Annotated in this window: 16 protein-coding genes; 8 read left to right on the top strand and 8 right to left on the bottom strand. The window is 49.3% G+C overall.

What is annotated here, in order from left to right; translation table 11 throughout:
• The first annotated feature begins 7 nt into the window (after positions 1-7).
• The 5 genes from livG to ACO6UY_RS04590 all read left to right on the top strand — a co-directional run bounded on the left by livG (position 8) and on the right by ACO6UY_RS04590 (position 8,724).
• Positions 8-775: a high-affinity branched-chain amino acid ABC transporter ATP-binding protein LivG gene (livG, locus tag ACO6UY_RS04610; protein ID WP_422446688.1), complete on the top strand. Its 768-nt coding sequence runs from the start codon at positions 8-10 to the stop codon at positions 773-775.
• Between the two features lie 17 nt (positions 776-792).
• Complete coding sequence (locus tag ACO6UY_RS04605) at positions 793-1,494, top strand: ABC transporter ATP-binding protein (protein WP_422467221.1); 702 nt, start codon at positions 793-795, stop codon at positions 1,492-1,494.
• 818 nt (positions 1,495-2,312) lie between these two features.
• Positions 2,313-6,494: a response regulator gene (locus ACO6UY_RS04600; protein WP_422489210.1), complete on the top strand. Its 4,182-nt coding sequence runs from the start codon at positions 2,313-2,315 to the stop codon at positions 6,492-6,494.
• Positions 6,491-7,321, top strand: coding sequence for a CheR family methyltransferase (locus ACO6UY_RS04595; protein WP_422446684.1), 831 nt, complete (start codon positions 6,491-6,493; stop codon positions 7,319-7,321). Before ACO6UY_RS04600 ends, ACO6UY_RS04595 begins: the two co-directional genes overlap by 4 nt.
• Before the next feature lie 59 nt (positions 7,322-7,380).
• On the top strand, positions 7,381-8,724 hold the full coding sequence (locus ACO6UY_RS04590; RefSeq protein WP_422489208.1) for a diguanylate cyclase domain-containing protein: 1,344 nt from the start codon (positions 7,381-7,383) through the stop codon (positions 8,722-8,724).
• Positions 8,725-8,896: 172 nt separating this feature from the next.
• Here the strand turns inward: ACO6UY_RS04590 and ACO6UY_RS04585 are convergent, their stop codons facing one another.
• Positions 8,897-10,162 carry a 6-phosphofructokinase gene (locus tag ACO6UY_RS04585; RefSeq protein WP_163369664.1) on the bottom strand — a complete coding sequence of 422 codons (1,266 nt, stop codon included), beginning with the start codon at positions 10,160-10,162 and terminating at the stop codon, positions 8,897-8,899.
• 211 nt (positions 10,163-10,373) lie between these two features.
• On the opposite strand from ACO6UY_RS04585, the gene mpl reads away from it, so the two are divergent.
• Together mpl and ACO6UY_RS04575 are read left to right on the top strand one after the other, a co-directional pair.
• A complete protein-coding gene (mpl, locus tag ACO6UY_RS04580; RefSeq protein WP_422489206.1) occupies positions 10,374-11,747 on the top strand; it encodes a UDP-N-acetylmuramate:L-alanyl-gamma-D-glutamyl-meso-diaminopimelate ligase in 1,374 nt (457 codons plus the stop codon).
• Positions 11,748-11,756: 9 nt separating this feature from the next.
• Positions 11,757-12,380 carry a flavin prenyltransferase UbiX gene (locus ACO6UY_RS04575; protein ID WP_422446676.1) on the top strand — a complete coding sequence of 208 codons (624 nt, stop codon included), beginning with the start codon at positions 11,757-11,759 and terminating at the stop codon, positions 12,378-12,380.
• Here ACO6UY_RS04575 and ACO6UY_RS04570 read toward each other — a convergent pair.
• The 6 genes from ACO6UY_RS04570 to tesB form a co-directional block, all read right to left on the bottom strand.
• Entirely contained in the window at positions 12,348-13,298 is a 951-nt protein-coding gene (locus ACO6UY_RS04570) for a hypothetical protein (RefSeq protein WP_422459564.1), read from the bottom strand. The genes ACO6UY_RS04575 and ACO6UY_RS04570 overlap by 33 nt on opposite strands.
• Positions 13,299-13,356: 58 nt before the next feature.
• Entirely contained in the window at positions 13,357-13,665 is a 309-nt protein-coding gene (locus ACO6UY_RS04565) for a hypothetical protein (protein WP_209203357.1), read from the bottom strand.
• A gap of 109 nt (positions 13,666-13,774) precedes the next feature.
• A complete protein-coding gene (locus ACO6UY_RS04560; protein WP_422446672.1) occupies positions 13,775-14,221 on the bottom strand; it encodes a hypothetical protein in 447 nt (148 codons plus the stop codon).
• Between the two features lie 170 nt (positions 14,222-14,391).
• Positions 14,392-14,613, bottom strand: a complete 222-nt coding sequence (locus tag ACO6UY_RS04555; protein ID WP_209203359.1) for a c-type cytochrome — start codon at positions 14,611-14,613, stop codon at positions 14,392-14,394.
• A 265-nt stretch (positions 14,614-14,878) separates the two neighbouring features.
• Complete coding sequence (locus tag ACO6UY_RS04550) at positions 14,879-15,979, bottom strand: polysaccharide deacetylase family protein (protein ID WP_422459562.1); 1,101 nt, start codon at positions 15,977-15,979, stop codon at positions 14,879-14,881.
• A 259-nt stretch (positions 15,980-16,238) separates the two neighbouring features.
• A complete protein-coding gene (gene tesB, locus ACO6UY_RS04545; protein ID WP_422489204.1) occupies positions 16,239-17,114 on the bottom strand; it encodes an acyl-CoA thioesterase II in 876 nt (291 codons plus the stop codon).
• A gap of 386 nt (positions 17,115-17,500) precedes the next feature.
• On the opposite strand from tesB, the gene ACO6UY_RS04540 reads away from it, so the two are divergent.
• The gene (locus tag ACO6UY_RS04540) at positions 17,501-18,733 is read left to right on the top strand and encodes a VTT domain-containing protein (protein WP_422489202.1); all 1,233 of its coding nucleotides are present in this window, start codon (positions 17,501-17,503) and stop codon (positions 18,731-18,733) included.
• On the opposite strand, the gene ACO6UY_RS04535 is transcribed toward ACO6UY_RS04540, so the two are convergent.
• Entirely contained in the window at positions 18,699-19,436 is a 738-nt protein-coding gene (locus ACO6UY_RS04535) for an FAD-binding oxidoreductase (protein ID WP_422489200.1), read from the bottom strand. The genes ACO6UY_RS04540 and ACO6UY_RS04535 overlap by 35 nt on opposite strands.
• Positions 19,437-19,446: the final 10 nt, after the last annotated feature.

Genomic DNA, 19,446 nt, shown 5'->3' with positions numbered 1-19,446 from the left:
TTATAAGATGAGTCAGTGTTTGCTGGAAGCATCGGATCTCAGTATGCGCTTTGGCGGTCTGCTGGCCGTGGATCAGATGGCGCTCAAAGTTCGTAAAGGCGAAATTGTCTCCATGATTGGCCCAAACGGTGCCGGGAAAACGACAGTGTTTAATTGTCTGACCGGCTTCTATAAGCCAACCGGAGGGAAGATTATTTTTCAGGGCCAGGCGGTAGAAAAGCTGCCTGGCTTTAAAATTGCCCGTTTAGGTGTAGTGCGAACTTTTCAGAATGTGCGGTTGTTTAAAGCCATGACGGTTCTGGAAAATCTGCTGGTGGCCCAGCACCGTCATTTAAACACAGGGTTGTTGGCCGGGCTGTTTAAAACACCTTCGTTTCGCAAGAGTGAGGCCGAAGCGATGGAGCGGGCCGCTTACTGGCTGGATAAAGTGGGCCTGACTGAGTTTGCCAATCGTGAAGCCGGAAACCTGGCCTACGGTCAGCAGCGACGACTGGAAATTGCCCGCTGTATGGTGACCGACCCACAACTGTTGATGCTGGATGAGCCCGCTGCTGGACTGAACCCTAATGAAACCCGGGAGCTGGATAAGTTGATTTCCGATCTCAGGAAAAATCATGGTGTGTCAGTGCTGCTTATTGAACACGACATGAAACTGGTAATGGAAATCTCGGACCGGATCTATGTTATTAATCAGGGGAGGCCCCTGGCATCCGGAACACCGGAAGCGGTGCGCAATCATCCTGAAGTGATCAAAGCTTACCTGGGGGAGTCCTGATGAATAACGATAAACCACTGCTAAGCCTTGAGCATGTTTCTACCTTTTATGGCCAGATTCAGGCACTGGATGACGTGAGTGTAGAGATCCGGGCCGGTGAAATTGTGACGTTAATTGGTGCCAATGGTGCGGGAAAAACCTCTCTGCTGATGACACTCTGTGGTGATCCACGGGCGAGCAGTGGACAGATCTTTTATGGTGGGCGGGACATTACCCGGGACGATACGGCGAATATCATGCGCTCCGGTATCGCCCTGGTGCCGGAAGGTCGGCGTGTCTTCTCCCGGCTCACTGTGGAAGAAAATCTCAGCATGGGGGGCTTTTTCACTGATGAGCAGGATTATCGTCAGCTGTATCGCCATGTTCTTGAGCTGTTTCCACGTCTTGAGGAGCGCCTCACCCAGCGGGCAGGCACCATGTCCGGAGGTGAACAACAGATGCTGGCCATAGCAAGGGCTCTGATGAGTAAGCCCAGGCTATTACTGCTGGATGAACCTTCACTGGGCTTGGCTCCTATCGTGATTCAACAGATTTTTGACATTATTGCCAGGCTGAGGGATGAAGGGATGACGATCTTTCTGGTTGAGCAAAATGCCAATCAGGCGCTGAAGCTGGCAGATCGTGGCTATGTGCTTGAAAATGGGAAGATTGTTCTGCATGACTCCGGACAGGCTCTGCTAGTGAATAAATCTGTCCAGGAGGCCTATCTGGGAGGGTGATTGCGGTATTTTCCTTTGATTTCTGAAGGGGTTGCCATACGCGGCTTTGAGAGAACTTCTATCAATGGCTCCCGAGCTCTGTTCGTCCTGAGCGTCCTTCGACCCCGCTCAGGATGCACGGTTGAAGGGCGTAAGCACCATACCCTGAATAAAGACTGTGCTAATCACCCTTCGACTCCGCTCAGGGTGAACGGAGATTGTACACATCAAACTTATCGAAATGATGATGTACCAGCAGGAGCCGCTTTGGTTTCAATAGGTTAACTGGGTAAAGCTCTAGTATCAGCCATATTTTGGAATCAAAATAACAATTTAAATTTTTAATAGTAATTAAAATTATCATTATTTTTTATTTATTCATTTGAAATCAATCTGTTAATGGCGTGGTAGTTCTGGTTAAAAGGCCACGTTCCCAGTACTATACTTTCCCTATAACTGAACTGGCAGTACAAGGAAGTGCACCATGAAACCTGAATACGATAAGCTGACCACGCCGGAAGTATTGATGTTAGCCAGCTCACTGAGCGTTTTGGCGGGTTCACTGGTTACCCTTGGAATGCTGATTCAGTAGTCATCCGGCAATATCAGGGTTAAGTCTACGGTTACAAAGTCCTGGCGGGTGCCCGCCAGGGCAAAACAACACTCCCCTCCAAATCATCAGCATACCGATTTATAACCACCTGTAGCAGCCATCTCTGTATTGGTTTTTTCTTGGGTTCTTATGGCACCAAACCCTAAGTTTTTTGTGCAATTTAACGATGATTAAGAGATGGAAAAGTTCCAGACTCCATCCTTTGCTAAAGCACAGAGATCAGGCCATGAGTTCAGAATCACCCAGTGAAAACAGTCAGCGAAAGACGGGTGGCCTGGCACTCACGCTTTTTCTCTGGTTTATTGTTTTATCCATTGGGCCTGTTGTGATTGTTGGGCTGAATGAGTACAAGACCGGAAAAGAAGCCATTATCAAAGATCGTTATGATCAGCTTTCATCAGTAAATTTTCAGTTAACTCAACGCATTAATGAATACTTTGATACGGTGTTAACCAATTTATTCATTATGGCATCATCTTCCGAAGCATTTATTACCGAACTGGTGCTGGCTCCCGGCTTTAAAAGCCAGCCGGTTTCTGAGTTTATTAATTCCAGGGAATACGGGGATATCTATGAAAAGTACTCCATGGAGTATGTGGATTTCCTGCGATTCTATGACTACTCCGATGTGATTCTGGGCGATGCGGCAGGCAATATTCTCTTCACAGTGAATGAATACAGTGATTTAGGCAAAAACCTGTTCTCTTCAGAACTGGAAAATACGTTGTTTTCCCAGGCTGTTAAAGCCAGCCTGAATGGTCAGCAGCCAAAGTATGCCGACCTTGCTGCCTACCCGCCCATAGGCAATGAGAAAGTCATCTTTTTAATATTACCGCTGGCGGATTCTTTCCAGAAAGCGGTGGGTTTTATTGCGGTGCAGATTCACCCGAAAAATATTCAGGTGATGTTTGATAAAGGTGAGTCCAGTGACGTCGGTCTCTCGTCGTTTCTTGTCGGTAAGGATCGTAAAATTCGCTTTGGTACCCGGTTTGAAAATCAGGAACAGCTTAAATTTGGCGATGATAATCCGCTGATTAACCTGTGGTTAAGCCATCTTGAGGATGATGGGAGCTACAGAGAGGAAGAAGACCATTTCGGAGGATTTTCAGCAGATAATGGTCATGCTTTTGAGTCTATTGGCCAGCATGAGCATGATCTGGAATCCATTTCAGAAGATCTTGACGCTTTAAATCTGGACGAGCAGGACGTGTTCGGTCGGGCGGCTAAAGCGAGCTTGAACCATATTCGCAGCTACATTCATGGTGAAGAAGTTCTGGGGATTTATCTGCCAATCAATATTGCCGGAACCCCTATGGTCATCCTTTCAGAAGTAACGCACCGGCATGCTTTTTCCTCAGTTCAGGACTTTCAAAAACGTCTTTTTGTGCTTATCGCCATCACTTTTGCCCTGGTGGTGGTTATTGCTCTGTTTGTTACCCGACAACTGGTGAAGCCCATCCGCCGGATCACCCGGTGGGTCAATCGAGTCGCCGCAGGTGACTACGCCGAAGGGACTGTCCTGAACGGTAATAATGAGATCAGCGAACTCAGTCGCAGTTTTGCCCAGATGACCGAAAGGTTGCGTACCGTCAGTGCGGAAAATACCCGGAAAAACTGGCTTCAGGAAGGTATGGCCGGGCTGTATAACAGTGTGCGTGGTGAGCAGGCAATGGCTGAGCTGTGCCGTAACATTGTGACTTATATTGCCCGCTATCTGGATATGCATTCCGGTGCCATGTTTGTAAAAGATGATAACAACCGGCTGCTGTTGATGGGCACCTATGCCTGGAGTAAACGCAATCAACAGGCAAAGTCTTTTGCCATGGGTGAGGGGCTGATTGGTCAGGCAGCATTGGAAAGGGAAACGATGGAGATAGCCGATGTACCCGATGGCTATCTTGAAATTGAGTCCGGACTGGGCTCTGCCAGGCCGACTCATCTGATCATTGTCCCGCTGTGCTATGAAAATGATCTGAAAGGGGGCGTTGAGTTTGCACGGCTTGGTCCAATGACGGATGAGCAGCGCCTGTTTCTGCAACATTCTGTTGAAAGTATTGCCATTGCCATTAACTCTGCCCAGTATCGAACCCGGGTTAATCAGCTGCTTGATACCACCACCCAGCAATCAGAAGCACTAAAGGAACAAAAAGAAGAGCTGCGTTCAGTTAATGAAGAGCTGGAAAAGCGGGCCGGTATTCTGGAAGAGTCAGAGGAAGAGCTGAAAGCCCAGAGTGAGGAGCTGCAGAAATCCAATGTCGAACTGGAAGAACTCAGCGAACAGCTGATGCTCCAGAAAGAAGAGATTGAGAGAAAGAATAAAGATATTGAGCTGTCCAGTAAAAAGATAGCGGAAAAGGCCGAGGAGCTTGCCCGGGCCAGTCAATATAAATCTGAATTTCTTGCCAATATGTCCCATGAGCTGCGCACGCCCCTGAATTCTTTATTGCTCCTTTCCCAGATGCTGGCAGAAAACGACGAAGGTAACCTGACAGAGGACCAGGTGGAGTCTGCACAGGTGATCTATAACGGTGGTAAAGAGTTACTCGAGCTGATCAACGACATTCTTGATCTGTCCAAGGTTGAAGCGGGAAAAATGTCGGTCAACCTTGATGATACGCCCCTGAACGAGATCACAGGTAGTATTGAAGCCATGTTTAACCCGCTGGCAGAAAGCCGTGGCCTGCAATTTCAGATCAGCATAGAGAGCGGTACCAGCCGGTCTGTTTTCACTGATAGCCAGCGGCTAATGCAAATTATTAAGAACTTCCTTTCTAATGCGTTCAAATTTACCGAGGAAGGCATTGTTCAGGTAAGGATGTTTAATGAAACCCGCTCTGGCCATTTTTCAGACGATACCTGGACTGGTTTTGCTGTTAAAGATAGTGGGATCGGGATTCCCAAAGAGAAGCAGGAAGCGATTTTTGGCTCATTCCAGCAGGCCGATGGGTCTACCAGCCGAAAATATGGCGGCACCGGGCTTGGTCTGGCGATCTCCAGAGAGATGGCAGAACTGCTGGGGGGCTTTATTGAGCTGGACAGCAAGGAAGGTGAAGGAACCACCTTTACTCTGTTCCTGCCGACTAATCCCGTGTGTTCTCTTGGTCCTGAGAAAGTACTGGCAGAAAACTATGTGTCCGATGTGTTTGACCAGTCTATGGGAGCGTCAGAGGCTCCTGCTCAAAAGCCAGAAATAAATAATGCGCCCCAGCAGGAGGCGGAGTTATCTGTGCCTGCGGCATCGTTTGATTACCAGCTGCTGGTTATTGAAGATGATCCTCACTTTGTCACCATTCTTGGTCAACTGGCGGGTAAACATCACTTTGGCTGTATGCATGCAGAAACAGGAGAGCAGGGAATTGCCCTGGCCCGACAACATCAACCATCGGCCATTATTCTGGATTTAGGCTTGCCGGATATGGATGGGCAGGAGGTGCTTGCTCAGTTAAAAGGCGATGAGTCAACCAGGCATATTCCGGTGCATATTGTTTCGGGTCGGGATCCGGAGTTGGTTTCCAGTCTTGGCGCTATTGGTTATTTGAGAAAGCCGGTGACGGTTACCGATATTGATCAAGCATTTTTGACCCTTGGGCAGGCCATTAGTCAGGAAATTCACGATGTACTGATTCTCGATCTGGATGAAGAGCAAAGATCCCTGGTAGGCAGCATGCTGGAGCAAAAAGAGCTCCATGTAGGGTATGCCAGCACCGCAGAAGAAGCTGAGAAGAGGCTTGTTGATCAACAGTGGCATTGCCTGATTATGGATCTGGAGCTCGGAGAAGTGCGAGGGTTGGAGTTCCTGGAAAAAATGACAGGCAAATTGGGATCAGATATGCCGTCAGTGGTGATTCACACCGCGCAACCTGTCGATAAGACTGAGCACTCCCGGCTGCAGGAATTCACCAATGCCATGGTGATGAAAGGTGATAGAGCCCTGGAAAGAATCACGGATGAAGTCAGCCTGTTCTTGCATACCGTTAATAAGGATCAGGTGAATGATACGCCCGAAGAGCCGGTGGCCGGGTCAGAGAAGCGTCTTGATGGACACAAGATCCTGCTGGTTGATGATGACTTGAGAAATACCTTTGCCCTTTCCAAAGCCCTTCAGGGCATGGGGCTGGAAGTTGTACTGGCAGACAACGGCAAAAATGCGATCAGCAAGCTTGAGGAAGAAGACGGCATTGAGCTGGTGTTAATGGATATTATGATGCCCATTATGGATGGCTATGAAGCCACCGCCACTATTCGGCAAATGAATGAATTCAAAGAGCTTCCGGTGATCGCCCTGACCGCCAAGGCCATGGCGGGTGACAAGGCCAAATGCCTTGAGGCAGGCGCCAATGATTACATGACCAAACCGCTGGATATGGACAAGCTGACAGCAATGCTGAAGGTGTGGCTGCTGCGATGATGGAGACTTGCCCGGTAGCGGATCTGGAACTCGACTTACTGCTGGACGCTGTCAAGAAGCACTATGGCTATGACTTTCATGACTATGCCAAAGCATCCATGATCCGTCGGGTAAGAAAATACATGGAGCAGAGCGGCATCAACCATATCAGTGAGTTGATTCCCCTGTTCCTGCACGATCAACGGGCATTTTATCGCTTTGTGAAAAGTATTTCCGTTGTGGTGACGGAAATGTTTCGGGACCCGGATGTGTTTAAAGTCTTGAGGGAAGAGGTCATTCCTGTGCTCAAGACTTACCCGTTTATCAAGATATGGCATGCAGGGTGTGCATCCGGTCAGGAAGTCTACTCTATGGCGATCCTGTTGGCAGAGGAAGGGATACTGGATCGTTGTCAGATTTACGCCACGGACTTCAATGATGATGCTCTGAATCTGGCCAAAAAGGGGATTTATCCGGCAGAAGATATTGAACTTTATGAAAACAATTACCGCCTTGCCGGTGGGAAGCATAAGCTCAGTGATTATTTGGTCAGCCTCTATGATTCAATCAAGGTCAACAGTCGTTTATCGGAACGGCTGACCTTTGCCAATCACAATCTGGTGACGGATGGGGTTTTTGGCGAAATGCATTTGGTGATGTGCCGCAATGTACTGATTTATTTCAATGAGCAGTTGCAGGACAGGGCGTTAACTCTGATTCACGACAGTTTATGCCCGAGGGGATTTCTCTGTATCGGGCGCAGAGAGAACCTGAAGTTCAGCCAGATCAGTGAGCATCTTGAAGATGTCAGTAATAAGCTGCGAATTTACAGGAAGCTGGGCTCGTGAATTCAGTCGGCTGACAGAATCAATGGAACCTTTTGGGAATAAGACAGGGATTGTCTGGTATGGAGACAAAGAGCAAAGTCAAAATTCTGGTTGTGGATGACCGTCCGGAAAACCTGCTGGCGATGGATAAGTTACTTAAGCCGCTGGGGGCTGAGATCCACAAGGTGGATTCTGGCGAGAAGGCGCTGTCTGAAGTTCTGGCCCATCACTTTGCGGTTATTCTTCTGGATGTGCAGATGCCCGGCATGGATGGCTTTGAGACGGCGACATTGCTGCACAGTAACAAGCAAACGGCCAATATCCCCATCATTTTTGTGACGGCGATTAATAAAGATCAAAGCTACGTCGCCAAGGGTTATCAGTCGGGAGCTGTTGACTATTTGCCTAAACCGATTGTGCCGGAAATTCTTCTGGGTAAAGTGAAAGTATTTTTACAACTTGCGGAACAGCGGCTGGAGCTTGAACAGGTAACCAGGGAGTTGCAATGGATCAGTCAGAAGAACAAGCTGCTGCTGGACTGTGCAGGAGAAGGTATTGTCGGGGTCGATAAAGAGGGCAGGATAACCTTTATCAATCCAACAGCCTGTGAGTTATTGGGCGGCGCTGAAGGCGCTTTTCTGGATCAGCATATCAGCCAGTTTCTTTTGGACGACACCACGGGTGAAACAGCTCAGGAGCAATGGCAGAAGTCAGCTATTTACCGTGAGTGCCTGGAACAGGGCGGGACACTTAAACAGTCCACTGAATTAATCAACGTGAGCCGGGGACGGTTTCCGGCGGAGTTCAATATTGCGGCCATCGTTAATAGCAGGAACGTGGTTCAGGGAGCCGTGTTTGTCTTTCAGGATATAACTGAGCGCAAACAGCTGGAAGACCAGCTAGTGAAAATGGCCAAGTACGATAGCCTGACGGGGCTGGCTAACCGGACGTTATTCCGGGAGTTTCTGCAGTCCTCAATGGACCGGAGTGACCGCTACCAGAATAAGACAGTGGTTATGTTCCTGGATCTGGATCATTTTAAACAGATCAATGATCAGCTTGGCCATGATGCAGGGGATCAGTTGCTGACCAGTGTTGCCAGTCGTCTGGAGGGTTGTATCCGTAAAGTCGACCTGATTGCCAGGCTCGGTGGTGATGAGTTCGCCGTGGTTCTGGACGATGTCAGGAACCCGGAAGATGCCAGAACGGTTGCCAATAAAATTCTTGCGGCACTGAAGGAACCCCATGAACTGGGCGATGTTGCAAGAAAAGTAGGTACCAGTATCGGTATTGCGCTTTACCCTGAGAATGGCAGCGATGCTGACGGTTTGATCAAGGCTGCAGATGAAGCCATGTATGTAGCGAAGAATGAAGGTCGGAATGACTTTCGGTTTTATTCCGACCTTAACCCGGATATTTCATAAACGTGCTCCCGCTCTCGCTTGTCCTTTGCCGCTCTAAGGGAGTTTTGTTCAGTCGACCGTACTCCCCGGTACGGCGCTCCCTCACAAAATCCCTTAGAGCGACAAATTCCTACGCGAGATTCGGGGCAGTTTATGAAATACCCGGGTTAATCAATGAACGCTTAAGTTAACATTACACGTCGAATGCTGTATCCAGCTGTTTCTCGACAAACACTTTTTTCAACCTGGCAAAACGAGGTAAGCCGTTCAGGTAAGCTGGGTACTCCTCGCCTTCAATCAATGGTTCAAGGTAGCCCCGGCAGGTTTGGGTAATGTTGAAGCCATCTTCATTGATAAAGTCCAGTGGCATGGTACGTTCAAAGTTGGCGACTTTTTCCAGTGCTACCTCTTTGATCGCCCAGCGATAGGGCATGTCAGACTCTCGAACGATGGCAGGCATTACGGCATTGTGACCGGTTACGGCCAGTTCAACCGCTGCTTTACCCACAGCGTAGGCCTGCTCTACGTCAACACGTGAAGCGATATGGCGGGCAGAGCGCTGAAGGTAATCGGCGACAGCATAGTGGTATTTGTAACCCAGCTCCTGCTTGATCATATTACACAGGGCCGGAGCTACACCGCCAAGTTGCTGGTGGCCAAAGGAGTCAATTACGGTTGTGGACGCAGAGATAAAGCTGCCATCTTCGTATTTGGCTCCCTCTGAGGCAACGATCACGCAATAACCTTCGTTATTGACGGTTTCATGGACTTTTTTTAGAAACTTTTCTTTGTCCAGCGGCAACTCGGGGAACAGGATAATATGCGGTGGATCACCCTCCTGGCGGGCAGCAAGGCCGGTAGCGGCTGCCAGCCAGCCGGCATGTCGTCCCATGACTTCCATGACAAACACCTTGGTTGAGGTATCGCACATGGAAGCAATATCATGGCTGGCCTCTTTGGTGGATACGGCAAGGTATTTGGCTGCCGAACCAAAGCCCGGACAGTTATCGGTAACCGCCAGGTCGTTATCGATGGTTTTGGGGACTCCGATACAGGTAATCGGGTACCCCATTTTTTCACTGAGCTGGGACACTTTCCAGGCAGTATCCATGGAGTCATTGCCACCGTTGTAGAAAAAATAGCCAATGTTATGGGCCTGAAAGACTTGAATTAACCGACGATATTCCGCTTCACTCTCTTCAAATGACTTCAGCTTGTAACGACAGGAACCAAAGGCACCGCCGGGCGTTCTAAGTAATGCGCCGATGGTTTCATCGGACTCGTAGGAGGTGTCGATAAGCTCCTCACGCAAAGCGCCCAGTATGCCATTATGCCCTGCGTAGACTTTACCGATTTTATCCGGGTAACGACGAGCTGTTTCAATAACCGCGCAGGCGCTGGCATTGATAACAGCGGTAACACCGCCAGACTGTGCGTAAAAAGCGTGCTTCAATGTCATCGGGTAAATTCCGAGTGTTGCTGTGTGTTGTTTTGTGTTTTTGGCTGATTGCAGATGATACCCGATCGAGAGTTTATTGGTAGCGCTGTTATGTATCAATTTTATGGGCTGATGGTCTTTCGATGTCAACGTCCTTTTGCGCATAGGGCAAAAACAATGTCAGAATTCTCGGACAGGCTCCTAGAGCACTTATTTTTTGGAGAGATCGGGAATGCACATACACATTCTGGGTATTTGTGGAACTTTTATGGGAAGTCTGGCCATGCTGGCCAGAGAGCTTGGGTTTGACGTGTCAGGCTCTGATGAGAACGTTTATCCCCCGATGAGTACACAACTGGAAGAACAGGGTATTTCATTATTTCAAGGGTATGGTGCTGACGCGCTCAACCCGTCACCGGATCTTGTGGTGGTTGGCAATGCCATGAAACGGGGGATTCCCGCTGTAGAGTACGTGTTAGAGAAGGGGCTTCCCTACGTTTCAGGACCCGAATTTTTTGCCAGGTACATAGCCCCTGACCGCTGGGTATTGGCCGCTGCCGGTACCCATGGTAAAACCAGCACCAGCAGTATGCTGGCCTGGATTCTGGAATATGCCGGTATGTCTCCGGGCTTTCTGATCGGGGGCATACCAAAAGATTTCGGGATTTCCGCAAGACTTGGCAGTACCCCCTTTTTTGTGATTGAAGCGGATGAGTACGACACCGCTTTCTTTGATAAGCGCTCAAAATTTATTCACTACCAGCCACGAACCCTGATTATCAATAATCTTGAGTTTGACCATGCGGATATTTTTGATGATCTTGCGGCTATCCAGCGGCAGTTCCACCATTTGGTCAGGACCATTCCGGGTACGGGTCGAATTATTTATCCTGCCGGTACTCCGGAGATAGAAGCCGTTATGGCTATGGGCTGCTGGTCTGAGCAGGAAGAGTTGGGTGGCAGTCACAGTCCCTGGCAAGTTGCACCGGTCAGTAGCGATGGCAGCCACTTTAAGGTTCTCTATAAAGGCAGTGAGGTCGGAACCGTGAACTGGCAGCAGGAAGGTGATCATAATGTTGCCAATGCCCTGGCAGCCATTGCTGCGGCTCACCATGTCGGTGTCTTGCCAGATACAGCCTGTGAGGCGCTTTCTGTCTTTCAGGGGGTAAAGCGGCGGATGGAAATGGTTGAGGAGGTTGGGGGAGTAAGGATTTATGATGATTTTGCCCATCACCCAACGGCGATTGCTACCACTCTGGCCGGGCAGAGGGCCAAACTGGGGGAAAATGCGAATATTCGTGTGATCATTGAACCCCGATCAAACACCATGAAAATGGGCGTGCATCAGGAGACATTAATCGCCTCTACCGCAGAGGCTTCCGAAGTTATCTGGTTTAAACCACAGGGGCTTGACTGGCCATTGGCCGAGTTAGTACAGGATAGCGCGATAAAGTCATCGGTTATGGATTCCACAGAAGCCATTGTGCGCTATCTGGTTGATACTGCCTCGGCTGGTGACCATTTGCTGGTGATGAGTAATGGCGGGTTTGAAGGGATTCATGGCCGTATAGCCAGTGGGTTGAAAGCAAAACTCAAGAAAAATTAAGGTTAAGTGATGAGTCGGTCAAATCCTGAAAGAGTAACATTAGCCATTACGGGGGCTTCCGGAGCCCAGTACGGGCTTCGGCTACTGGAGAGCCTCGTTGCGGCAGAGCGGCAGGTGTTTGTTCTGGTTTCCAGGGCCGCCAAAGTGGTTCTGGCCACAGAAATGGACCTTGAGATCGGTGATACGCCGGACGCTATTGAGCAATTTTTTACCAACCGTTACCGTGCTGCCCCGAGACAGATTCGTGTGTTTGGTGAGGATGACTGGATGTCGCCTGTCGCTTCAGGCAGTGGTGCTCCCAGCTCAATGGTGATTTGTCCCTGCAGTACCGGAACCTTGTCGGCCATTGCCTGTGGTTTAAGTAATAATCTGACACAGCGGGCAGCAACGGTGGTATTAAAGGAGCGACGCAAGCTGATCATTGTGCCCCGGGAGGCCCCCTATTCTGAAATACATCTGGAAAATATGTTGAAATTGAGCCGGATGGGGAGTGTTATTCTTCCTGCGTCTCCGGGCTTTTACAATCGGCCGGAAACCGTGGATGACATGGTCGATTTTATTGTTGCCCGGATATTGGATCAGCTGGGAATTTCCCAGAAGTTAATGCCTTCCTGGGGGGATCATTGTCTTTGAAGGGGCTGGTTGTTCTGCTCCCGGAATAAAAGGCTTCAGGTTGTAAAGCCATAACGCCAGGGCATCCAGATAGATGGGCAGATTGGTTGCCGGGTCTGCCGGACCTGCCGCCAGATCAATGTCAAAACCCGGCAACTCCTGTCTTACGACTTCTTTCTGGTAAATCCCATGGGGCTGTTCTGAGATAACCAGGGCAGTTCCCGGTAGTGGGCCTGATTTCACCCAGTGCTTGAGTGTGTCACGGGTATTGGGCCTGTGCCAGAAGCCGTTCCTCCAGTTTCGTGGCGTATCAATAAACTCAACCGGGAGGGTTCTCATTGCTTCTGGCATGGGCACCAGTTGATGCAGCATGATTGCCGCCTCTGTTTCGGTAAAAGGGAGTGGGTCCGGGGTCTTCTGGTCAGGCTTTTTGGTGAGAATGTCCAGGTAGTCAGCCCCCGGGGTGAGAGGGCGTTGGCCCACCAGAAAAATCAAACGCTTGAATCGGACACCCTGACGCCACCACTCAGTTAACAAGTCCAGCCTGCGTTTCATGCCGGGGGCAGTGGCTCCCAATAGCAGTGCATAATCATATTGCCTGGTTAATGGCCCGATGGGGGATATGAGTCCAAGCTTTTCAAGCAGATCAAGGACTCTGTGCCTTTTGTCTGTTGATATATCCAGCCCTGGTAATTCCCACCGTTCCTGTCCCGGTTTTCTGCGCCAGACCTGGGTGGTATCGATCATGGACTCCAGGGTAGGGGCATGGGAAATGCGCAGCTCTGTTAACAATTCATCCAGTGTTAATGTGAGCGTTTTATAGTGTTGACCAGGATCGACGGTATCCGCCTGGGAAAGCATGGAAAGATACATGAGTGTCCCTACCAGAAACCGCTGGTAATTGAATCGGTAATGGAATCGACTCTTCCAGCTGGGCATTGTTTTTGTCCCTGAAGATGGCGCAGGGACAAGCATAGCTGGTTCTCTTAACCGGTTATTAATGCTGAGTTGACGCAGAAGTAGCGGTCTGGGCCTGTTGCTGGAGAATAAGCTGGCTCAGCTCAGGCTGTTCCCAGTTCTCCGGGTAGTGTTTGGCCATTGCTTCCATCATGACGGTGTATTCATCAGCCGGTTTTTTCAGCAGGTAAGTCAGGAAGGTAAAGATTCGATCAGACATTTCTTTATTGATCTGATTCAGTTGTTGATCGTTTATCTGTCCTTTTTTCTGACACTCTTCAATGGTGGATTGACGAATGCAGTTGGCGGATATGATCAGCGCCAGTTTCTCGATGTTTTGATCTTCCATGATGGGCTCCATGCCTGTATAGATAAAATACGTTTACCTATATAAAACTAGTTGCTGTGGGAGGGGTTTCAAGCCTGACAAATAAAAACAGGAAAAGAGATTCCCCCGATTAAGGTTGAGACGACTTAAGATTGGTTAAATCGGGTTTATCCCGATCATTATTATACTCAACGCCCAGTTGCCAGCCTGTAGCAATCAGCAATCCGCCAACAGTCCCCCACAGCGGTCCGACAGGGGTTAAGACGCCTATAACGAACCCTGCCACACTGCCAATTCCGGTTTTGGTAAAAAAGGGCGGTAACATTTCACCCAAGTGTCTGGACACATAATTGACAAGCTTTACCGCCCGACTGTGGAGGCCTTTGAAAAAGCTTGAGATATTACTCCATGCGGAATGCTCTTCACTGGAGCTGGCGGACATGCGGGTTTTGGTAAAAATGCTGACGATTTTTCTGCCAAAGCTGTTGCCACCTTCATCACTGTGGCTCAGTGAAGCATCAGTAGAAGGGGTTGATGCGTTGGGGTTAATGCCAGCAGAGGGGTATGATACGGTCATTTCAAGCACACTTATAATGTTGGTTTGATAATTAAGACCAACAAAAGCAATTAAGGTTCCCACCTTTACTTGAAAATTTAATAGATCCTGACTGATGGGTAGAAAAACAGATCTTAAAGGGGGCATCCGGGTTTTGTTAATTCACCGGGACATCCCAATTTGGAAGAAACTTATAAGCATCCGGTTATTGAGTACCACTCGCTGATACTCTCGATTTCTTCTTCAGATATCAGCCTGGCAATATTACTCATTGGCTGGTGAGTGGTTCTGGCACCGTTTCGGTAGTATTGCAGTTGTTTAACCATGTATTCTTTTTTCTGACAGGCCAGATTAGGGTTTAGTGGCGTTGTACCAATACCGGTTGGGCCATGGCACCCCGCGCAGAGCTGCATCGCTTTTGCCTGTGCTGCTTCAAGGTGTTGGGGGGGCTGCTGAATTTGAGTAGCAGACTGCTGGTCAGTGCACCCAGCCAGAAGAAAAACGGCGACTGGTACTATTTTTTTGATTTTTAAGACTATTTTCATCAAACCATCGACTTCACTTAAATTGATAGAGCGGTTAATAAGCCACTTTACGTGTGCCACTACATGTTAGAGCCTATCGACGTTTCGTTGCAGGCACGCAACGAAACGTCAACATCTCCAGTCTTCAGCTTGGTCAATCCAGCGCTTTACCTTCATCTGTCAATCTGAGCCAAGCATGGGAGTACCAGAAGTAGTGCCGACCACTGTTGGATGGTGCAGTACAGTTGTAGCGAGTTCGGCCTACTGGTAATGGTTTATTGGCTTGAGTCCTGAACAGAGTCATCTCTTTGTTAAGCCAGGTTACCTTCAGCTCACCCTGGCCGGAGGCATAACACTTAAGCTGTTTTTTCTGGTAATCCCCTTCAGCCAGGGTCAGCTCCAGTTCGGGCTTAAGGTTATCCTGTGTGATCAGTGATGAGTCGGGACTCTGGCTGGTCACTGGCAGAGCCCTGCTGTTGACTTTAATGGCAAAGTCATTCAACCCATAAATACCCGCCATGGGGAAACGGGGCAGGCGAGTGAAGTCAGAATATTCACCAGCGGCTCCGGACTGCTGACCAAATCCTGTATAACCCATCTCATCCAGTGTAACTCTGAGTTCCGGGGTGGTTTCACCAAAAGTCCAGGCAAACATCTTAACACTTTGACCGGTTTGTTCCCGGATTCTGGCTTCTGTCATATCCAGATCCTGACGGAACCGGGAAAGCCACTGTGCCCTGGTTTCTCCAGGCAGTCTTTCTACACTGTGGGCATGGTTCATGGTGTGGTTTGCCAGGGTAGCACCTGTTTCCGTCATTTCTCGCAGTTGCGCCCAGCTGAGAAACTTCTGATAGTTTTTATCCACCGGTGCGGGCGTGACAAAAATGGTAAATGGCAACCCCTGTTCCCTGAGTATTGGAAATGCCTCGGTGTAAATACTCAGATAGGCATCGTCAAAAGTGATGGCGACTGTTTTTTCCGGTAATGCCTTTTTATTGCGAAATGCTTCAACCAGATCAACCAGTGGCATCACATTGAACTTATTCTCCGCAAGATAGTTGATATGTTTCCTGAATGTTTCGGGGGTGACACTGGTGATTTTCGGGGTTTCATGACTGACATGGTGATATTGCAATATGACTGCAGAACCGGATCCCTGACTCAAGGCCGGGATTATCGAGAGCAGTGTAAAAATGCAGGGCAGGTATTGCCTTAATCTACCGACAACGGGCTTCAACAGAAATGACAAGCTCACAGTATTCCCTTAATACGGTTTCCCCCAGCTGGATTCGGGGCAGTTGATGACATATCCGGGCTGGGATTTTAACCTTCAACAAGGGGGATTTACTATCGTACTAATGACCACTTTTGGCTACTCAGGTATCCAGAGCCTGGTTCCATGTCCTACATCCGGACAAAAAAAACCACCGATCAGCAAAGGCAGGGGCTGATTGGTGGTCCAGATTTCAATAGCGAACAATTAAAAGTTTATGAGCGGTCAGCTCATTCTTCCTTTAGACCTTGGTCTGAACCCTGATCGGCCTGACCAGCCCCTCCTGGATGGTAGACGCTACCATTACTCCAGCCTGATTGAATATCTGGCCTCTTACCAACGCTCTGGCACCGCTGGCATGGGTGCTTTCAATAGAGTGCAGTAACCACTCATCCATCCTGAATGGGCGGTGGAACCACATGGCATGGTCCAGACTGGCTATTTGAACGGGTTTCTGGAAAGCAGCAGCCCCATGGGGATACATGCTGGTGGGTAAGAACTGAAAGTCTGAGGCATAGGCCAGAAGGTATTTATGCAGTCCGGGGTTATCGGGCAGTTTTCCGTTGGCTCTTATCCAGATTTTATGATGTGGTGCCCTGGTGTCATCTGCCATTGGATCAACCGGGTCAGCAAAGCGAATCTCAATGGGGGTATCGCTGAGCAGTCGTTTTTGCAGCGGCTTGGGGATCAGGTCGCTGTGCCTTTGAATCAGGGCTTTTTCGCTCAGGGCTTCATCCGGGGGTATGACGTTTGGCATCGGGTCCTGATGTTCAAACCCACTTTCGTTTACATGAAAGGATGCGGACAAATTGAAAATAGGGCGTCCATTTTGCACGGCGACTACCCGGCGGGTATTGAAGCTTCTGCCATCGCGAATGCAGTCCACCGTGTAAACAATCGGTTTGCTGCTGTCGCCCTCGCGAAGAAAATAGCTGTGGAAGGAGTGAACATGACGTTCTGGATCCACCGTCTGCCTTACCGCAGACAGCGCCTGGCCTAATACCTGGCCACCAAATACCCGCCCCCAACCAAGGTCCTGACTCTGGCCCCGGAATATATTGTTTTCAATCGGTTCCAGTTTCAGTTGGTTAATCAGTTCTTCCAGTACATCACTCATCCTGTAACTCCCTGGCTGCATACCGTTGTTGAGATTGGCGGCAGATATTGTGTTGATGCTTTAGGTTATCGGGTAACAACAGGCCCGCATTTACCCGGTAAAACTGGCGCAGTTTAAACGCTCAGGCCTGCTTTGCAAATCAGGCTGTACCAGCAGGAAGGATTATTAGCCCATTGCCCGTTATAGCTGATAAATTGTGGGTTTTATAAGTCTTGCTGGTTACACCGGTAAGCTCGGGCTGTTTACGAGCAAGCATCTGGCATTATTTCTGGTAACGTTCCGATGTCATCATGGGTAGTCTATTAGAATGAAACTGTAGTCTAATTCTGATAACACATTAGTCCAGATCAATAGCAAGGTATTTCCCACCAAGGCCACGGTAACTCATGGATAACGCTTATTTTGATGCCATTCATATATGGCTACAGCAGAACACTGGCCTGATTGGTCCTGCTGTAGCAATGGTGGCCTGTCTGGAATCACTGGTTGTGGTCGGTATTGTTCTGCCAGGTGTGGCCCTGCTGTTTGCATTAGCGGCTATTGCCGGGGCGGCTTCCATTTCTATCTATCCAATCCTCCTGTGGGCTTTTCTGGGAGCTGTTGTCGGGGACGGGGTCAGTTACCTGCTTGGCTATCATTACCACGAGCGAGTCAGGGGCTGGTGGCCATTTCATCGTCATCCTCAATGGTTGGAACGTGGTGAAGATTTCTTCAGGGAGTATGGTTTTTTAAGCATTGTGATCGGGCGTTTTGTTGGTCCTGTCCGCCCCATCATACCGGCAGTGGCAGGGATGATGGGTATGGTTCCCAGGTACTTTTTTACCGTTAATATTCTCTCAGCCCTGGCCTGGTCTCCGGTTTACCTGCTTCCGGGTTATCTGACGGGAGCCGCACTTCAGTGGCATGATAAAGTGCCCGATCAATTGTTGGTTGTGTTGTCAGCCATTACCGGTGTTGCCATCCTGCTTCCGCCATTGCTGATCAGTGCTCATCGTCACTTCAAGCCCCGGTTTATCGGGTATCTGGTGCTGGTATCAGGGCTGCTTACCTTACTGATTACTGCTCACCGGGCAGGGTTGCTGGAGAGCGTCAATCAAGGTGTTGACCAATGGCTGAAAGCGGTTCAATTGCCCTGGTTGCAAAAGGTGATGTACTGGGTGTCCCAGATTGGCAGCATTCCTGTTTTGGGTATTGTTTCCGCGGGTGGCTTATTCTGGCTTTACCGTTCTAATCGGCTTGCCACTCTGTTCAGTCTGCTTTTTGGTGGTGTATTAATGGTTTGCTCTGCCTGGCTTATCAACTGGCTGGCAGACAGTGACAGGTCTGTGATATGGCTTGATCTTTATGCTTTCCCCTCTGTGCATGCAACCGTCATCGTCTATGTACTGTTTTCTTTTGTTGCCTTGGTAGCAGTAAACCGTTCATTTAAAGTCCAATGGCTATCGGGCAGTGTTGCTTTGGGGCTGGTGATGATTGACGCTTTTGCCCGGTTGGTTTTGCCGGTTAACTGGTTTGGCGACGTTATGACGGGGTTGTGCCTTGGTTTATTCTGGGGACTGGTTGCTCTTGCGCTGAAAAGCGGAATCAATGCCCGGAGTAAACGTATTTTTCCCGTTTGATTTGCCGGGGGGATAACCCTCTGTCTCTGAGCAGGGCCACGCAATCATCAATCATGCCGGGGTTTCCGCAGAGATAAACCACATCGTTTTCAGGGTTCAGGTTGAGGGCGTCAAACTGGTCTTGCACGTGGCCCGTGTACTCATGGTTTACCGTATTTACGGCGGACTCACGGCTTAAACAGGTGCGGTACTTTAAGTTCGGCAGTTGGGCAAAATCTTCAGAATAAATGCTTTCCTCTCGATACCTGAAACCCTTTACAACGGTGACAGCTGTTCCCTTATCACTAAGCGTTTTCAACTGCGGAATCATGCTTCGATAGGGGGCAATCCCTGTGCCAGTTCCCACCAGAAGAAGCTGTCCGGGAAAGGTGTCCGGCAGCGTGAGGGCCCCGAACGGGCCAGAAATATTCAGTTCGGTTCCGGCAGGGGCTTTCTGGAAAAGCCCGGAAGCAACCCCACCACTGACCAGGCTGAGCGCTATTTGCAGCAGGCCGGTTGCCTTAAAGTCCTCCGGTGCGTTGGCAATGCTGTAACTTCGTTTATGAAGTTTTCCATCCATCTCAAACTGCAGCTGCACAAACTGTCCGGCAATAAAATTAAAACTCGCTCCTTCGTCCTGTGCCAACTCAAAGCTCAGCTGCAGTGTATTGGCACTGAGCTGTTCAGTCTTAAAGAGTTTTGCAGAGAAAAGAGAACCGGGCATTAATGGCTAT

Origin of the sequence: Endozoicomonas sp. ALE010 (assembly GCF_049310165.1) — a bacterium.
Lineage (GTDB): Bacteria > Pseudomonadota > Gammaproteobacteria > Pseudomonadales > Endozoicomonadaceae > Endozoicomonas.
This window is presented reverse-complemented; position numbering and strand designations above follow the sequence as displayed.

Coding starts and splice junctions, on each gene's coding strand:
- livG (WP_422446688.1), top strand. CDS start 8: ATGAGTCAGTGTTTGCTGGAAGCATCGGATCTCAGTATGCGCTTTGGC.
- ACO6UY_RS04540 (WP_422489202.1), top strand. CDS start 17,501: ATGGATAACGCTTATTTTGATGCCATTCATATATGGCTACAGCAGAAC.
- ACO6UY_RS04575 (WP_422446676.1), top strand. CDS start 11,757: ATGAGTCGGTCAAATCCTGAAAGAGTAACATTAGCCATTACGGGGGCT.
- ACO6UY_RS04590 (WP_422489208.1), top strand. CDS start 7,381: ATGGAGACAAAGAGCAAAGTCAAAATTCTGGTTGTGGATGACCGTCCG.
- ACO6UY_RS04600 (WP_422489210.1), top strand. CDS start 2,313: ATGAGTTCAGAATCACCCAGTGAAAACAGTCAGCGAAAGACGGGTGGC.
- ACO6UY_RS04595 (WP_422446684.1), top strand. CDS start 6,491: ATGATGGAGACTTGCCCGGTAGCGGATCTGGAACTCGACTTACTGCTG.
- ACO6UY_RS04555 (WP_209203359.1), bottom strand. CDS start 14,613: ATGCAGCTCTGCGCGGGGTGCCATGGCCCAACCGGTATTGGTACAACG.
- ACO6UY_RS04570 (WP_422459564.1), bottom strand. CDS start 13,298: ATGCCCAGCTGGAAGAGTCGATTCCATTACCGATTCAATTACCAGCGG.
- ACO6UY_RS04535 (WP_422489200.1), bottom strand. CDS start 19,436: ATGCCCGGTTCTCTTTTCTCTGCAAAACTCTTTAAGACTGAACAGCTC.
- ACO6UY_RS04585 (WP_163369664.1), bottom strand. CDS start 10,162: ATGACATTGAAGCACGCTTTTTACGCACAGTCTGGCGGTGTTACCGCT.
- ACO6UY_RS04560 (WP_422446672.1), bottom strand. CDS start 14,221: ATGACCGTATCATACCCCTCTGCTGGCATTAACCCCAACGCATCAACC.
- ACO6UY_RS04565 (WP_209203357.1), bottom strand. CDS start 13,665: ATGGAAGATCAAAACATCGAGAAACTGGCGCTGATCATATCCGCCAAC.
- mpl (WP_422489206.1), top strand. CDS start 10,374: ATGCACATACACATTCTGGGTATTTGTGGAACTTTTATGGGAAGTCTG.
- tesB (WP_422489204.1), bottom strand. CDS start 17,114: ATGAGTGATGTACTGGAAGAACTGATTAACCAACTGAAACTGGAACCG.